Genomic DNA, 15626 nt, shown 5'->3' with positions numbered 1-15626 from the left:
AGTCCATCTCACTCCAATCTTGCGATCGAAGCGGTGTACTCACCAAAGCATAGATCCGGTCAATGTCTTCTCGACCATCCAACAGGATGATCCGCAAGGACACCGCCGCCTACGCTTCTCTTTCTTTCTTCACTTGTCAAAGAGCAAACATCCGAAGATGCAGTTTCCGAAGACAACAGCGCCTCACTCCGGTTTTACCCGGCTTGAGCCGCCAGCCTGTCAGGGAAACATCGGAGCCACCAATTTCTGGCAGCGCCGCGATGAACCTGATTTAAGGTCACTCGCTTTCTTTGTCAACCCCGTTCTTTCCAGAACCGGATCAACCCTCACCAGAACATGCCTCGCATCCCGACTTGCGTCGGGCAGCGCGCCCGTTACTGAGGAGGTTTTGGCGCCGCCCACAATCAGCGGCGGCGTCGATGGGCGGTTTATAAGCCCGGCCTCTTGAGACTGTCAACACGGTTGTGAAAGTTTTTTGACGGCCTGTTCTGGACACAGCTTTTAGGCTCGCCTGCCTCACTCCAGACACAGTGACGGTTGAAGCAGCGTTCCCGACGGCGCTTCCGCATTGGGAATGCGGCCTTTCGGCAAGGCCCTCTTGTTAAGCCTGTGCCCAGGCTGGCTCTTGTGCTAGAGCGACTTCAGCACTTAATCCTGTCACCTTGTTCTCACGATTGCCGTATCACCTGCCATGAGCCACGTTCCTCCAGACCACGGCCTGACCAAGGCTTCCCGCCGGGAAGTCCTGCGCCTGCCGTCTGGTGTCGAACTCAGCCATGAGCCTGCCCTGAGCGCCAACGGCGCGGCGGCGCCTGAGGTGGACAAGCGAGAGATCAATCTGCGCTGGCTCGGCGCCAGCATCCTCACGGGCCTGACTGGCGCGGTTCTGGTCGGCGCTTCGATCCATGTTGCGATCGAAGGAGCCACCACCTCCGTTCAGCCTCCTGAATGGGCAGCCTTGAGCACCTCTCCCCGAGCGAGCCAGGATGACGATAAGACCACGAACGTCGCCAGAAAGGCCGACCGCCTGAACAAGACGGAGATGACGGCCTCCGCAAAGCAAAGCTTCAAGGCCGCGATGACGATCCGCAACGGGGACCGCGAGGCGATCAAGGTCCGCCAGTTCGTGCGGGTCGCCACCAATCTGTCCATGACCACCGGCACCTACGCCACCGATATTCCCGCGTTCAATCCCATGCGCCTCTTTGCCGAGGATGCCACGCAGGAGAAGATCGATCAGCCGCCCGAAATCGCCGATGCGGACGTTTCTGTCATGCGTCGTGATCTCGCCTCCATGGTCATCGAAGCCAGCGCCCCGTCCCTGACGGACAACGACGTGATGGCGATGCTGGAAGAGGAGCGCCGCGTCGCCGGAGAAACCGGACGGCGCGCTTCCGTGCCGATCCCGGCACAGCAGATGCTGTCGCGCACCCTGCGCCAGCCCGATGGCCTGGGCGATGCGCTCGGCTATGCTCGCGTCGTCGATACGGCCTTCAGCACCATCGAGGTGCGGGTGATGCCGGAGAATGTCACCGAACTGCCGAAGATCGAGAAGACGGCCGCACCTCTCATGGAAGAGCGGGACGTGGTGCTCAGAAAGGGTGAAACCCTCGAGACGGCCTTGCGCAGCTACGGGGCGACCCCGGAGCAGATTGCTGCCATTTCCTCCGCCTTGGCCGCACGGATCAAAGTGGCCGCCATGGGTGAAGGCCAGCGCCTGCGCCTCCTCATCGCACCCGGTCCCCGCCTGGGCGACCCCCGCCAGATCGTGCGCGTGATCGCTTTCGGCGAAAGGGGCGTCGAAGGCATCGCCGCCACGAACGATCGGGGCGTCTTCGTCTCCGTGACGCCGCCTCAGGATTCTTCCGACGCCCAGCAGACCGCCGATTCGCCGGAGGAAGAAGAGGAAGGCGGCAACGGCGTGCGCCTCTATGAGAGCCTCTACGAGACGGCCCTCAAGAACGATCTGCCGCCGGAAACGGTGGAAGAACTGGTCCGCATCTTCGGCTATGACGTGGATTTCCAGCGCCGCGTGGCGCAGGGCGACAATTTCGAGGTTTTCTTCGGCTCGGACGACGATGACGACACCCCGGAAGTGCTCTACGCCTCCCTGACCGTGGGCGGTGAGGCGCGTCGAGTCTATCGCTTCCAGGGCGAGGACGGCAGCATCGATTATTTCGATGAAACCGGCCGCTCCCTCAAGAAATTCCTCCTCCGCAAGCCCATCTCGGACGGCATCCTGCGCTCCGGCTTCGGCTCGCGCTTCCACCCCATCCTCGGCTATACGCGTCCGCATACGGGCATCGACTGGTCGAACCGGGTCGGCACGCCGATCCTGGCGGCAGGCAACGGCACCATTCGCATCGCGGACTGGAAGTCGGGCTACGGACGCCACATCGAAATCCAGCACGCCAACGGCTACGTCACGACCTATTCCCACATGTCGGGCTTCGCCAAGAACATGGCGCCCGGCCTCCGGGTGCGTCAGGGTCAGGTGATTGGCTATCTCGGCAGCACGGGTCTCTCGACCGGCCCTCACCTTCACTATGAAGTGCTGATCAACGGCAGCTTTGTCGACCCGCTGAAGATCCGCCTGCCGCAGGGCCGCGAGCTCGACGGCCGCAGCCTCGCGGAATTCAAGCGCCAGCGTGAGCAGGTCGACACCCTGCTGAATCAGGCCGGCTCGACGGCCAGCCTTTCGCAACGCGCCGATCTGCGCTGATACTCATGCTTGACTTGGTTCTGATCGTCTTCCCGGTCTTCGGCCTGATCGGGATTGGTTATCTCGCGCGCCGTACGGGCTTCGTCTCGGAGCGCATGGGCGAAGGCCTGTCGGAATTCGTCTTCACCCTCTCCGTACCCTGCCTGATTTTCCGCACTCTCGTGAAAGCCGAGATCCCGGAGGTGCAGCCCTGGGGCTACTGGATTTCCTATTTCGTGGGCGTGGCCGTGGTGTGGGTGCTCGCCACCACGATCGGCAAACGATTCTTCGGCATCAAAGGCGTGTCGAGCGTCGTGGCCGGTTTCTCGGCAGGACAGGCCAACACCGTCTTCGTGGGCGTGCCCATGATCCTCAAGGCCTATGGCGACGAGGGCGCGGCGCCGCTGTTTCTGCTGCTCGCGGTGCACCTGCCCGTCACCATGACGCTCGCCACGGTTCTGGCGGAAGGCCGGCAGGCATCGCCGCTCGTGATCCTCCGCCGGTTGGCGACGCACCCGATCGTCATCGGCATTCTCGCGGGCTCTGCCTTGCGCCCCGTCGCTCCCGTCATTCCCGAGCCGCTGTGGCAGATCGTGGACCTGATCGCGAGCGCAGCGGTTCCCTGCGCACTGATCTCCATGGGCATCGCGCTGCGTCGCTACGGCATGAAGATGGGTTGGAAACTGCCGACGGTGATTTCTGCTCTCAAGCTCGTGGTGCATCCGCTTGTTGTGCTGCTGCTGGCGACCTACGTGTTCGAAATGCCGCCGGTCTGGGCGGGCGTTGCGGTGCTCTTCGCCTCGTGCCCCTCCGGCATCAACGCCTATCTCTTCGCCGAGCGCTACAACGAGGGCGTCGCCCTGGCATCAAGCGCGGTGACGCTCTCGACGGCGCTCGCGCTCGGCACTACGGTGCTCTGGCTTTATGTGCTGGGCGTGGGCTGAAAGCCGAGACGCTGCCTGACCTCGGCAGCCGTGATGCCGCGCTCACGCAATTCATGCAGCGCTTCGGATTTCCGGCTTTTCGCGAGCTTGTCGCCGCCCGGATCGAGGATCAGGCCGTGGTGATGATAAAGCGGCGTCGGAAGACCGAGGAGCTTCTGCAAGAGCACGTGCAGATCGGTGGCGGCCTCAAGATCCTGCCCGCGCACCACATGCGTGACGCCCTGCAACGCATCGTCCACCACGACGGAGAGATGATAGCTCGTCGGCACGTCCTTGCGCAGGATCACCGCATCGCCCCAGCGCCAGGGATCGGCCTCAACGATCTGTTCTTCACCGTCGAGAGTGAACCGTGTGAAACGATGCGGTCCGGGAAGCAGCTTTTGCACTGCTTGCATGTCGATGCGCCATGTATGCGGCTCACCCGCTTCGATTCTTAATTCGGCGTCCCTCGGCAAAAGGCTTTTGCATGTGCCTGGATAGAGATGAGCGCCATCGGGATCGATGCGCCAGGATTCATTGCTCTCCATGTAATGTGTTTCGAGAAAACGAACATTGTCGGCAATCTCCTTGCGAGAGCAGAAACACGGATAGACGAGACCCCTGCCCTTCAGATTCTGAAAGGCTGCGTGATAATCCGCGAAATGCTCCGACTGCCGGCGCACTGGCTTTTCCCAATCCAAGCCGAGCCATTCGAGATCCTCGACAATCGCCCTCTCGTATTCCGGGCGGCAGCGTGTGATATCGATGTCCTCGATGCGCAGCAGGAAGCGGCCATCGTACCGGCGGGCGAGCGCATCGTTGAGCAGGGCCGAATAGGCATGGCCCAGATGAAGCCGTCCGTTGGGGCTGGGAGCAAATCGGAATACGGGCTTCGTCACGGACGGCCTTTTAGAAACAGGAACGGAATCGATGGCCACCCTCCTCGAAACGGACGCGGTTCTCAAGAGGGGCCTGAAGGCGCTCGCCAAGGCCGACCCTGTGATGGCGCGGCTGGCCGCCGAGGGTGTCGTGCCGCAATTGCGCAAGCGCCCGCCGGGCTTCGAGGGTCTGGCCTGGATCATCACCGGCCAACAGGTGTCGACGGCGAGCGCCGCAGCGATCTGGGGACGGGTCAGAGCGATCCTCGAACCGCCGACGGCTGAACGTTTCCTGAGCCTCTCCGATGAGGAGCTGCGGGCGGCGGGCCTCTCGGCCATGAAGGTCAGGACGATCCGTGTGACCGCCACCGAGATCGTGGAAGGGCGACTTCCGCTCGACCAATTGCACGAGCTTCCCGCCGACGAGGCGCATAATCTTCTGACGCGGGTGAAGGGCATCGGCCCCTGGACGGCGGATATCTATTTGCTCTTCTGCCTGGGCCATCCCGACGCCTTTCCGGGCGGGGATCTCGCGGTGCAGGAGGCTGCCCGGATCGCCTACGACCTGGACAAACGCCCGGATGCGAAAGCTCTGACCGCTCTTGCGGAGCAGTGGCGGCCCTGGCGGGGCGTGGCCGCCAAGGTGCTCTGGGCCTATTACCGGGTGGCCAAGGCGCGGGAGGGCAGCCCCGTTACCTGATGAGAGGTCAACCCTGTTGGGCAGCGGCTAGGGAGGCCTGGGCTCCGGCCCGCAGCATGCTGCTGTCGCTGCCGATGGAGACCATGTTGAAGCCCTTGCGGGCGAGTTCCCCTGCCCGCGCGCCCGACGGAGCGAAGATGGCAGCGATCTTGTCGGCCGCCCGCACCCGGGCGAGCACGTGGTCGAGCGCCTTCTCGACCTCGGCGCTCATCGGGTCGACGCCCCTGCCGTCCGAGAGGGCGATGGAGAGATCGGCCGGGCCGACGAAGACGCCGTCGATGCCGGGGACCTCCAGAATGTCGTCGATGATGGCGAGCGCCTCCCGGGTCTCCACCATGGCGAAGGAAACCGTCAGGTCATTGGCTCGGCGCAGGTATTCCGACGGCTCCAGTCCGGACAGGGAAATGGCCCCATAGGCGCCCCAGCTGCGCTGGCCCACGGGCGGGAACTTCATGAAGGAAGCAAAAAGACGCGCATCCTCGATAGTGTTGATCATGGGCGCGATCACGCCGGAAATGCCGGCATCGAGAAACCGCGAGGCGGTGGAGAACTCGCCCACCGGAATCCGCACCAGGGCAGGCTTTCCCGCCGCCGCGATCAGCGGCACCGCCTGGAGAGCGGCGGCGAAATCGATGGATCCATGCTGCATGTCCATCGCCACCGCATCGAACTCCTCCCGGGCGAGCAGGGCCGGAACCGAGGGATCCGGGATGCCGCACCAGGCCGTAAGCAGGGGCGTGCCGGCCTTGAGGAGTTCGGGGAAGGAGGGATTGGTCAGCATGGAACTCTTTCCTTGAAGGCTTGTATCAACGGCCAAGAAAAAGGGCCGTTACCGGCCCTCCTTAACCTCCTGGATCGCGCGCTCGGTCAGATCGGCGAGCTTGGCCCGAAGCTCGGCTTCTCCGGCCGACTGGCCAGCATCATCGAGATCTTTGACGACCTTGCGCAGGATATCCGCATCGCCGGCTTCCTCGAAATCCGCGAGAACGACGCTCTTGGCATAGGCTTCGGCCTCATCGCCGGTCTTGCCCAGGCGGCTGGCAACCCAGAGGCCGAACAGCTTGTTGCGACGTGCCGTGGCCTTGAAGCGCAGGTCCTGGTCATGGGCGAACTGCTTCTCGAAAACGTCCCTACGGTCATCGAATCCGGTCATTATGTCATTCTCCTTAAGCTTGGACTCTCATGCGATATAAGGGCGCACTCGCGCCAGCGCCAGACGCTCCCCATTTCTAGGAAAGCTCGCTCCACCCCTTTGCAGGGTCGCAGCCCATTCCCCCGCGTTGTGCTCCTCCCCTTGATCGGATAGGTTGCCCTCAGGCGGAGCGCCGGTTTAAAGCCGCGCCACGCAGCCGCGGATCTGCACATGTCTAGCCAGGAGCCCACGGCATATTATGGATTTTCTCAAACCACGGTACACGCCTATGAATCGTCGCCGTCGCGTCTATGAGGGCAAGGCGAAGGTCCTCTATGAGGGCCCCGAACCCGGAACGCTCATCCAGCACTTCAAGGATGATGCGACCGCCTTCAATGCCAAGAAGCATGAAGTGATCGACGGCAAGGGCGTACTGAACAACCGGATTTCCGAGTACCTCTTCCAGAATCTGAACGATATCGGCATCCCCACCCACTTCATCCGCCGCCTGAACATGCGCGAGCAGCTGATTCGCGAGGTGGAGATCGTTCCGCTGGTGGTGAAGGTGCGCAATGTCGCAGCGGGCTCCCTCGCCAAGCGGCTTGGGTTGGAAGAGGGCACGCCCCTGCCCCGCTCGATCATCGAATTCTATTACAAGAACAACGAACTGGGCGATCCGATCGTCTCGGAAGAGCACATCACCGCCTTCGGCTGGGCCTCGCCCCAGGAGATCGACGACATCATGGCGCTGGCCATCCGCGTCAACGACTTCCTGTCCGGCCTCTTCCTCGGCGTCGGCATCCGCCTCGTGGACTTCAAGCTGGAGACGGGCCGCCTCTGGGAAGGCGAGATGATGCGTATCGTCGTGGCCGACGAGATTTCGCCCGACTCGTGCCGCCTGTGGGACATCAAGTCCAAGGACAAGCTCGACAAGGACCGGTTCCGCCAGGATATGGGCGGGCTGCTGGAGGCCTATACGGAGGTCGCCCGCCGCCTCGGCATCCTGTCCGAGAATGAGAACGTCATTACCGGCGGCCCGCGCCTCGTTCAGTAAGAACAGCAGCATCTCTTGCGAAAGCCCGGCCTCAGCGCCGGGCTTTTTGTTTCGGCGGCAGCCGTCCCTGGAAGAGCGGCAGGGCCGTGAGATGTCAAAGAGCATGGGGGAGTGACCTCGCGGCGTGGGTCGCCCGAGGGTCTGGGGTGAGGGAGACGCGAGAGGCCGTCCGGTTCGCTTGTGAGAGGGAGAAGAACCTGACGGCCCCTCGCGCACGGTTCTTTTAGGCGGACATCGTGTCTTGCAACGATGGGCCTCCCGGCCCGGCTTGCGAGACCGACCCAGGACCGTTCCCGGCTCCATCGATCACGACGCCTCGCGAGCGCGCCCCTCATCGAGCCAGGACACACCACATATAGCCAAGGTTAGGACCAAAGTCAAGAACAAAAGATGAACATATCACACACGGCGTCATCCGGGACGGCGTGAGCCAAGCCGGGATCGTGAGCAGGATATGGCGCTGGAATACCTCTCCCGGGCGGGAGAGGTCGACGCGCGTCAGCGCGGCGGGTGAGGGCATGCCCTTTCCGGATATGGCATTCCCTCACCCCTGCCCCTCTCCCACTCGGGAGAGGGGAAACCAGCGCCACATCCTGCATGCGATCCCGGGTTCTGCTCCGCAGCCCCGGGAGGACGCCATTTGTCCTGCGTCATCATTGGTTTTTGAGCCGGACGACCCACAGCGGCGATTGTGTTCTCGGAGGCAACAGCAATCCCATCGACCTCGCCCCAGATTTGACGCTAAAAGAAAGCCATGCCGCTTCGCCTGCTCTCCCGCTCCGTTCTCCTGCTTCTAGCCCTCAGCCTGACGGGTTGCGACTACATTCCCCGCACGGTCGCGGGCCTGCAGACCGATGCCTCCTGGGATGCGCTGCCTCTCCGGAAATGGCTTGCCGAGGATCGGGCCGAGCCCATCGCCCTCTCCTTCTGCGCTCCGCCCTCCTGCAATCCCGGCCTTGCCGTCAGCGTCATCCGCCTGAAGGGGAAGGACGCACAGATCACGGAAAGCCTGCTCAAGGATCCGGAGCGCCTCGCCCGCGGCCTGCGCTCCCCGGTCGACCGCAAGAAGCCGGTGCGGACCCATGTGGCTGTCGAGCGCCTGAAGGATGCTCCCTATCCGGGCTTCCTGATCACCCTGAGCCCCATGGACAGCGAGAAGCCCCCGGCTTACGGCGCTGCCATCGGCAGGCGGTCGGGCGAAGATCTGGAGGTAGTTCTGGCCGTCGGCCTCTCCCCCGAGGTGGTGCAGCGAAGCGTCCGCGAGGCTGCTGCCCGTGAATTAGGCTCCTGAAGCCGTTGTCTCTTGAGGGCTTTCCCTTTATGGCGTGGGGCAAATCTTGAAACCTCGAGGCCTCCCATGAAAGCTCGCGTCACCGTCACCCTGAAGAACGGCGTTCTCGACCCCCAAGGCAAGGCCATCGAAGGGGCCCTGAAATCCCTCGGCGTCGAGGGCATTGATGGCGTCCGCCAGGGCAAGGTCTTCGATATCGAGCTCGGCACCGCCGACAAGACGCAAGCTGAAGCCCAGCTCAAGGCGGCCTGCGAGAAGCTCCTCGCAAACACCGTCATCGAGAATTACCGCGTCGAGATCGTCTGAGGCTTGAACCCATGAAATCCGCCGTCATCGTCTTCCCCGGCTCCAATCGCGAAGGCGATATGGTGCGGGCTCTCAAACTCGCAGGCTCAGACGCGCAGAAGGTCTGGCACGCTGAGACCGAGCTACCGAAGGGCACCGACCTCGTGGTGCTTCCCGGCGGCTTCTCCTACGGCGATTATCTGCGCTGCGGCGCGATTGCCGGACGCGCCACCGTGATGGATGCGGTCCGCGCTCATGCGGCACGCGGCGGTCTCGTTCTCGGCGTCTGCAACGGCTTCCAGATTCTCTGCGAGGCTGGCCTTCTGCCCGGCATCCTGATGCGCAACGCGAACCTCAAGTTCATCTGCCATCGCCAGTTCCTGAAAGTGGAGCGCAACGACACCGCCTTCACGAAGAACTACGCCAAGGGCCAGGCCATCGATGTTTGCGTCGCGCATGGCGAGGGCAACTACACGGCGGATGCGGAGACGCTGAAGCGTCTCGAAGGCGACGGCCTCGTCGCTTTCCGCTATTCCGATGCACATGGCAACGTGACGGCTGACGCCAATCGCAACGGCTCCATGAACTCGATTGCCGGCATCTATTCCGACAAGCTCAACGTGCTCGGCATGATGCCTCATCCGGAAAACCTGATCGAAGACCTCGTAGGCGGCACCGATGGGCGCGGCCTGTTCGAGAGCCTCGTGTCTAGTTTCGGTAAAGCGGCCTGACTTTCGCGGGGACGAGACGCCCCGCAGCCCTCATCCTGAGGAGCGCAGCGTCTCGAAGGACGAGGGCGTTTCCAGCGCGCACTGGACCCTCCTTCGAGACGCCGCTCCGCGGCTCCTCAGGATGAGGACATCCGATTGTTCTGTTCCTCTTCGGTTTCTGAAGAGGGTGAAAGAAGCGAGACCCTGATGATCCGCAACGACGTCGCCATCACCCCGGAGCTGGTCAAGGAGCACGGGCTTAAACCCGATGAATACGAGCGCTTCGTGAAGCTGATCGGCCGCGAGCCGACGATCACCGAGCTCGGCATCGTCTCCGCCATGTGGAACGAGCATTGCTCGTACAAATCCTCGCGCATTCATCTGCGCGGTCTGCCGACGAAGGCGCCGTGGGTCATCCAGGGTCCCGGCGAGAACGCGGGCGTGATCGATATCGGCGATGGACTCGCCTGCATCTTCAAGATGGAAAGCCACAACCATCCGTCCTTCATCGAGCCCTATCAGGGTGCGGCGACGGGTGTCGGCGGAATTCTGCGCGACGTATTCACCATGGGCGCGCGTCCGATTGCGGCGCTCAACTTCCTGCGCTTCGGCGAGCCAGATCATCCCAAGACTCCGCACCTCGTGTCGGGCGTTGTCGCGGGCATTGGCGGCTACGGCAATTCGTTCGGCGTTCCCACCGTCGGCGGCTCTGTCGGATTCGACAAGCGCTACAACGGCAACATCCTCGTCAACGCGATGGCTGTCGGCCTCGCGCGCACGGATGAGATTTGGTACGCGAAGGCGACCGGCGTCGGCAATCCGATCGTCTATCTCGGCTCCAAAACCGGACGCGACGGCATTCACGGCGCGACCATGGCTTCCGCCGAATTCGACGATGCCTCAGAAGAGAAGCGTCCCACCGTGCAGGTCGGCGATCCCTTCGCCGAGAAGCTGCTGCTGGAAGCCTGCCTCGAACTCATGAAGTCCGGCGCGGTGATCGCGATTCAGGACATGGGCGCCGCCGGCCTCACCAGCTCCGCCGTGGAGATGGGCGCGAAGGGCAATCTCGGTGTCGAACTCGATCTCGACAAGGTGCCTTGCCGCGAAGAAGGCATGACCGCCTACGAGATGATGCTGTCGGAAAGCCAGGAGCGCATGCTCATGGTGCTCAAGCCCGGCATGGAGAAAGAGGCCGAGGCCATCTTCCACAAATGGGGCCTCGACTTCGCGGTGATCGGCAAGACCACCGACACCCTGCGCTTCGTCATCAAGCACGAGGGCGAGGTGAAGGCCGATCTTCCGATCAAGGAACTCGGCGACGAGGCTCCGCTCTATGATCGTCCGTGGGTGGAAAGCCCGAAGCGTCCTGTCATCACGCCCGAGAGCGTGAAGGCTCCGATGTCGGAAGCTGAGGCGCTTCTCAAGCTCGTCGGCTCGCCGGACCAGTGCTCGAAGCGCTGGGTGTGGGAGCAGTACGATCACCTGATCCTCGGCAACACCGTGCAGACGCCCGGCGGCGATGCTGCCATCGTGCGCGTCGAGGACGGACCGAAGGGTCTTGCGCTCACCACCGACGTGACGCCGCGCTATTGCGAGGCCGATCCCTTCGAGGGCGGCAAGCAGGCGGTGGCGGAAGCCTGGCGCAACATCACCGCCGTCGGTGGTTTGCCGCTCGCGATCACCGACAACCTCAACTTCGCAAGCCCCGAGCGCCCTGAATCCATGGGCCAGTTCGTCGGCTGCCTGAAAGGCATCGGCGAGGCCTGCAAGGTGCTCGACTTCCCCGTCGTGTCCGGCAACGTCTCGCTCTACAACGAGACCAACGGCCAGGGCATTCTGCCTACTCCCGCCATCGGCGGCGTGGGCGTGCTCGACGACGTGACGGTGAATGCTTCCGTCGCCTTCAAGGCCGAGGGTCAGGCGATCATCCTCATCGGCGCGACGGCGGGCTGGCTCGGCCAGTCGATCTATCTGCGCGACGTCTGCGGCCGTGAGGAAGGCGCTCCGCCGCCGGTCGATCTCGTGACCGAGAAGCGTAACGGCGATTTCATCCGCCAGCTCATCCGCTCCGGCCAGGTGAAGACGGTTCACGATTGCTCCGACGGCGGCATCGCGCTCTCGCTCGCCGAGATGGCCATGGCCGGCGGCATCGGCGCCGAGATCACCGCCGTGCCGGAAAACATGCCGCTCCACGCCTTCCTCTTCGGCGAAGATCAGGCGCGCTATGTCATCGCCGCCGATGAGGATGCGGCCGCCGACATTTTGTACGCGGCAGGCGCTCAAGGCATCCCGGCGGTGACGCTGGGCGTCACAGGCGGCGATTCATTGATCCTGCCGGGCAAGCAGGCCATATCCGTGAAGCAGCTGAAGAGCGCTCACGAGGCATGGCTGCCCGAATACATGACCGGCAAGTCGTAAGGAGTTTGATCCATGCCAATGGATGCACGCGATATCGAGAGCATGATCAAGGCTGCCCTCCCCGACGCGGTCGTGGAAATCAAGGATCTGGCGGGCGACGGCGACCATTACGCCGCCACCGTCACGTCCTCGGCCTTCAAGGGCAAGTCACGGGTCCAGCAACACCAGATGGTCTATGCAGCGCTCCAGGGCCGCATGGGCGGCGTGCTCCACGCCCTTGCATTGACGACGGTTGCACCCGACAATTGAGAGATGAACCCGGCGCCTTGACCGCCGCGGAACAGGAGACATCCATGGCTGACGCCAACCAGATCATCGACAACGAAGTGAAGTCCAACGACGTCGTGCTGTTCATGAAGGGCACGCCGCAATTCCCCATGTGCGGGTTTTCGGGCCAGGTGGTCCAGATCCTCAACTATCTCGGCGTTGCCTATAAGGGCGTGAACGTCCTCGAGGACGAGACCATCCGCCAGGGCATCAAGGATTATTCCAACTGGCCGACCATTCCCCAGCTCTACGTGAAGGGCGAGTTCATCGGCGGCTGCGACATCACCCGCGAGATGTTCCAGGCCGGCGAGCTGCAGCAGCTCTTCACCGACAAGGGCATCCAGGTTCAGCAGAGCGCTTAAAGCAGGCTTTGCAGGCAACCACATCAAGGCGGGGCTTTTGCCCCGCTTTTTTGTTGCGTGAAACGGCCAAGCCCTGCCCGAATGGATAGCCGTCTTATGTCGCATTCCTTCAATGGCCCCGTTTCCGGCACAATAGCCCTCGTTCTTTCCAAGAGCTGCCGTGACAACAACAGAATGCGGCGGCTCGAGACGGGGGCTAATCATGTTCGAGACGGAGACGAATGTCGTCGCCTTCAAGCCGCGTGCGGCTGCGGCGCATAATCCCAAGACCATCCTGGAGCGCGTCTATGCGGCAGGCTCCATCGCCGTGCGGGCGGAGGACACGCCCACCAAGACGGCGAGCCTCATCCTCCAGGCCTTCGGCTTTCTGGTGATTGAGGAGATCCTGGCCGACGGCACGCCGCGCCTGCTCCAGAAAGGCGAGGCGCGCGAGGCCATGGACCGCCCGTGGCGGCTCTCGAAGCCGGCTTTCTCGGGCGAGTTCGCTCAAGCCGACGGGGACGGCGCGTTCCAGTCTTAAGAGCGCCCCAGGGCCGTCCGCATGAAGGCGAGCGCATCGGGCGAGGCCCATTCCGCTGGGCCTTTCAGAAGTGCGATCTCGCAGCCTGACGCATCGACGACGAAGGTCGTCGGCAGGCCGACCACATGGCCTGACTTCTGCAGCACCTGGAGCAGCTTGCCCGCAGGATCGGCGTAATAGGCCAGATTCCTGATGCCGTTCTCCTGCAACCAGGCCTTCGGCTTGTCGGGATTGCGGGTATCCACGTTGATGGCAACCACCTCGAAATCGCTGCCACCAAACTCCGTCTGGAGCTTATCGAGGGCCGGCATCTCCTGGCGGCAGGGCACGCACCAGGTGGCCCAGAGATTGACGAGGATCGTCTTGCCCTTGAAATCGGCAAGGCTCTTCGTCTGCCCGCCTGCATCCGCAAAGGCGATCGCCGGGGGCGTCTTGGGCGCGCTGCTGACGCCGACCGCTGCCAACTCGCCCTTCGCAAGCGGCTTGAGTCGTTCGGTGACAGCCGTCGAGGCGCGGCATTCGCCGGCCTGGGCGACATTCGTGCCTTCCTGCGAAAGGCCGTACCAGGCGGCCCCTGCGCCCAGGATACCGAGGGCTGCAAGGCCGGCTATCCAGAGGCGGCTGCGGGTTTTCGGGACGTCTGATCCATTCGACATGGCCTCGATGTGGCTCTTTTCCGGCCAAGCCTCAAGTCCTTGCGAGGGGAATCCTCCATCACGATGCCGTGGCGTCGAGGAAGGCTTGGGATAGACGCCATCCCCCTCACCTTGCCCCTCACCTTGCCTCTCGCATTGCCAAACGCTTCCCGTTATGGTGCGGCCACGTTTCGGAGCTTGTTGATGTCGACCTGCGTTTCTCTTTCCCGCGCGGCCCTCGTGGCCGGCCTCATTGTCCTCGGCCTTTCGGCCTGCGGCCGTCGTGGCGCGCCTGAGGCGCCGCCGGATGCGTCCGCCCCTCGGCAGGTGCAGCAGCAGGATGCGGCCGATCAGGCCACCCTGCCCTCGCCCGTCGGCACGCCCCGCTCAGGCCCCAAACGCGGTTATACGATCCCGAAGGATCCCTTCATCCTCGACCCGCTGCTGTAAGGCTGCCCGATGCACCATTTCGCCTATCGTGACGGCGTCCTCCATGCGGAGGATGTCAGCCTGCGCCGCCTCGCCGATGAGGTCGGAACCCCGTTCTATTGCTATTCCTCGGCAACCCTCGAGCGGCATTACCGCGTCTTCTCCGAAGCCTTCGCGGATACCGATGCTCTCGTCTGTTACGCCATGAAGGCGAATTCGAACCAGGCCGTGCTCACGACGTTGGCGCGCCTGGGTGCGGGCATGGACATCGTCTCGGAGGGCGAGCTGCGCCGCGCATTGGCGGCGGGCACGCCCGGCGAGCGCGTGGTGTTCTCCGGCGTCGGCAAGACGAAGGCCGAAATGGCCTTCGCCCTCGACAGCGGCATTCTCTGCTTCAACGTGGAATCCGAGCCCGAGCTAGAAGCGCTTTCCGAAGTCGCGCTTTCCAAGGGCCGTCGCGCGCCGATCTCGATCCGCATCAATCCCGATGTGGACGCCAAGACGCACCAGAAGATTTCGACCGGCAAGTCCGAGAACAAGTTCGGCATTCCGATTTCCCGCGCCCGCGAGGTTTATGCGCGCGCTACTGCACTCAAAGGCATCGAGATCACCGGCGTCGACATGCATATCGGCAGCCAGATCACGGATCTCGCGCCTTTCGACAACGCCACCGCGCTGCTTGCCGAACTCGCGCGCGACCTGATGGCGGACGGACATAAGCTCCATCACATCGATCTCGGCGGCGGGCTCGGCGTGCCCTATCGCGACGACAACGCGCCGCCGCCCGATCCGCAGGCCTATGCGCAGATCATCAAGCGTCACACGAAACCGCTCGGCCTCAAGCTCGTGTTCGAGATGGGACGCCTGATCGCCGGCAATGCGGGCGTTCTGATCGCCAAGGTCATCTATGTGAAGGAAGGCGCAGGCCGCACCTTCGTGATCGTCGATGCGGCGATGAACGATCTCATTCGTCCGACGCTCTACGAAGCCTTCCACAACATCAAGCCCGTTGTCGAACCTTCACCGAATACGCCGCACATCATCGCCGATGTGGTCGGCCCCGTCTGCGAGACGGGCGATTATCTCGCGCTCTCGCGCGACATGCCCGCCGTGAAGCCGGGCGACCTCATCGCCATCATGACGGCGGGCGCCTATGGCGCGGTTCAGGCCAACACCTACAACACGCGCCTGCTCGTGCCGGAAGTTCTGGTGCGCGGCGCGGACAGCGCCGTGGTGCGTCCGCGCCCCTCTTACGAGGACCTGATTGGCCTGGATAAAATTCCCGGCTGGCTCGCCTGACGCGATCCCGCGAACCGGGACC

The 15626-nt window shown here is 63.3% G+C and carries 18 protein-coding genes; 14 read left to right on the top strand and 4 right to left on the bottom strand.

Annotation, left to right across the window (positions count from 1 at the left end; genetic code table 11):
* The 3 genes from MJ639_RS07245 to MJ639_RS07235 form a co-directional block, all read left to right on the top strand.
* Positions 1–448 (top strand): hypothetical protein (locus MJ639_RS07245; protein ID WP_243369715.1); only part of this gene is annotated, 448 nt, incomplete at its 5' end.
* A gap of 243 nt (positions 449–691) precedes the next feature.
* Positions 692–2722: a M23 family metallopeptidase gene (locus tag MJ639_RS07240; RefSeq protein ID WP_243369714.1), complete on the top strand. Its 2031-nt coding sequence runs from the start codon at positions 692–694 to the stop codon at positions 2720–2722.
* Between the two features lie 5 nt (positions 2723–2727).
* A complete protein-coding gene (locus tag MJ639_RS07235; protein ID WP_243369712.1) occupies positions 2728–3645 on the top strand; it encodes an AEC family transporter in 918 nt (305 codons plus the stop codon).
* Here the strand turns inward: MJ639_RS07235 and gluQRS are convergent.
* On the bottom strand, positions 3624–4523 hold the full coding sequence (gene gluQRS, locus MJ639_RS07230; RefSeq protein WP_243369711.1) for a tRNA glutamyl-Q(34) synthetase GluQRS: 900 nt from the start codon (positions 4521–4523) through the stop codon (positions 3624–3626). The genes MJ639_RS07235 and gluQRS overlap by 22 nt on opposite strands.
* Positions 4524–4554: 31 nt before the next feature.
* On the opposite strand from gluQRS, the gene MJ639_RS07225 reads away from it, so the two are divergent.
* The gene (locus tag MJ639_RS07225) at positions 4555–5202 is read left to right on the top strand and encodes a DNA-3-methyladenine glycosylase family protein (protein ID WP_243369710.1); all 648 of its coding nucleotides are present in this window, start codon (positions 4555–4557) and stop codon (positions 5200–5202) included.
* 7 nt (positions 5203–5209) lie between these two features.
* On the opposite strand, the gene MJ639_RS07220 is transcribed toward MJ639_RS07225, so the two are convergent.
* Positions 5210–5983, bottom strand: a complete 774-nt coding sequence (locus MJ639_RS07220; protein WP_243369709.1) for an HpcH/HpaI aldolase family protein — start codon at positions 5981–5983, stop codon at positions 5210–5212.
* Between the two features lie 48 nt (positions 5984–6031).
* On the bottom strand, positions 6032–6355 hold the full coding sequence (locus MJ639_RS07215; protein ID WP_243369707.1) for a DUF1476 domain-containing protein: 324 nt from the start codon (positions 6353–6355) through the stop codon (positions 6032–6034).
* 238 nt (positions 6356–6593) lie between these two features.
* Between MJ639_RS07215 and purC the strand changes: the two genes are divergently transcribed.
* The 8 genes from purC to MJ639_RS07175 all read left to right on the top strand — a co-directional run bounded on the left by purC (position 6594) and on the right by MJ639_RS07175 (position 13241).
* On the top strand, positions 6594–7388 hold the full coding sequence (gene purC / locus MJ639_RS07210; RefSeq protein WP_243369705.1) for a phosphoribosylaminoimidazolesuccinocarboxamide synthase: 795 nt from the start codon (positions 6594–6596) through the stop codon (positions 7386–7388).
* A 754-nt stretch (positions 7389–8142) separates the two neighbouring features.
* A complete protein-coding gene (locus MJ639_RS07205) occupies positions 8143–8679 on the top strand; it encodes a hypothetical protein (protein ID WP_243369703.1) in 537 nt (178 codons plus the stop codon).
* A 66-nt stretch (positions 8680–8745) separates the two neighbouring features.
* Entirely contained in the window at positions 8746–8985 is a 240-nt protein-coding gene (gene purS, locus MJ639_RS07200; protein WP_243369701.1) for a phosphoribosylformylglycinamidine synthase subunit PurS, read from the top strand.
* Between the two features lie 11 nt (positions 8986–8996).
* Positions 8997–9695 (top strand): phosphoribosylformylglycinamidine synthase subunit PurQ, encoded by a 699-nt coding sequence (gene purQ, locus MJ639_RS07195; RefSeq protein WP_243369700.1) that lies wholly within the window; start codon positions 8997–8999, stop codon positions 9693–9695.
* 186 nt (positions 9696–9881) lie between these two features.
* On the top strand, positions 9882–12092 hold the full coding sequence (gene purL, locus MJ639_RS07190; protein WP_243369699.1) for a phosphoribosylformylglycinamidine synthase subunit PurL: 2211 nt from the start codon (positions 9882–9884) through the stop codon (positions 12090–12092).
* 12 nt (positions 12093–12104) lie between these two features.
* Positions 12105–12341, top strand: coding sequence for a BolA family protein (locus tag MJ639_RS07185; RefSeq protein ID WP_091133430.1), 237 nt, complete (start codon positions 12105–12107; stop codon positions 12339–12341).
* Positions 12342–12385: 44 nt separating this feature from the next.
* Entirely contained in the window at positions 12386–12721 is a 336-nt protein-coding gene (grxD, locus tag MJ639_RS07180; protein ID WP_243369697.1) for a Grx4 family monothiol glutaredoxin, read from the top strand.
* A gap of 202 nt (positions 12722–12923) precedes the next feature.
* Entirely contained in the window at positions 12924–13241 is a 318-nt protein-coding gene (locus MJ639_RS07175; RefSeq protein ID WP_243369696.1) for a hypothetical protein, read from the top strand.
* Here the strand turns inward: MJ639_RS07175 and tlpA are convergent.
* Positions 13238–13897, bottom strand: a complete 660-nt coding sequence (gene tlpA / locus MJ639_RS07170; protein WP_243369694.1) for a thiol:disulfide interchange protein TlpA — start codon at positions 13895–13897, stop codon at positions 13238–13240. The genes MJ639_RS07175 and tlpA overlap by 4 nt on opposite strands.
* Positions 13898–14080: 183 nt before the next feature.
* On the opposite strand from tlpA, the gene MJ639_RS07165 reads away from it, so the two are divergent.
* Positions 14081–14326 carry a lipoprotein gene (locus MJ639_RS07165; protein ID WP_243369692.1) on the top strand — a complete coding sequence of 82 codons (246 nt, stop codon included), beginning with the start codon at positions 14081–14083 and terminating at the stop codon, positions 14324–14326.
* Between the two features lie 9 nt (positions 14327–14335).
* The gene (gene lysA / locus MJ639_RS07160; protein ID WP_243369690.1) at positions 14336–15604 is read left to right on the top strand and encodes a diaminopimelate decarboxylase; all 1269 of its coding nucleotides are present in this window, start codon (positions 14336–14338) and stop codon (positions 15602–15604) included.
* Positions 15605–15626 lie beyond the last annotated feature (22 nt).

The organism is Microvirga solisilvae (assembly GCF_022808595.1).
GTDB lineage: Bacteria > Pseudomonadota > Alphaproteobacteria > Rhizobiales > Beijerinckiaceae > Microvirga > Microvirga solisilvae.
The sequence above is the reverse complement of the archived record's forward strand: the minus strand, read 5'-3'. Positions and strand labels throughout refer to the sequence as shown.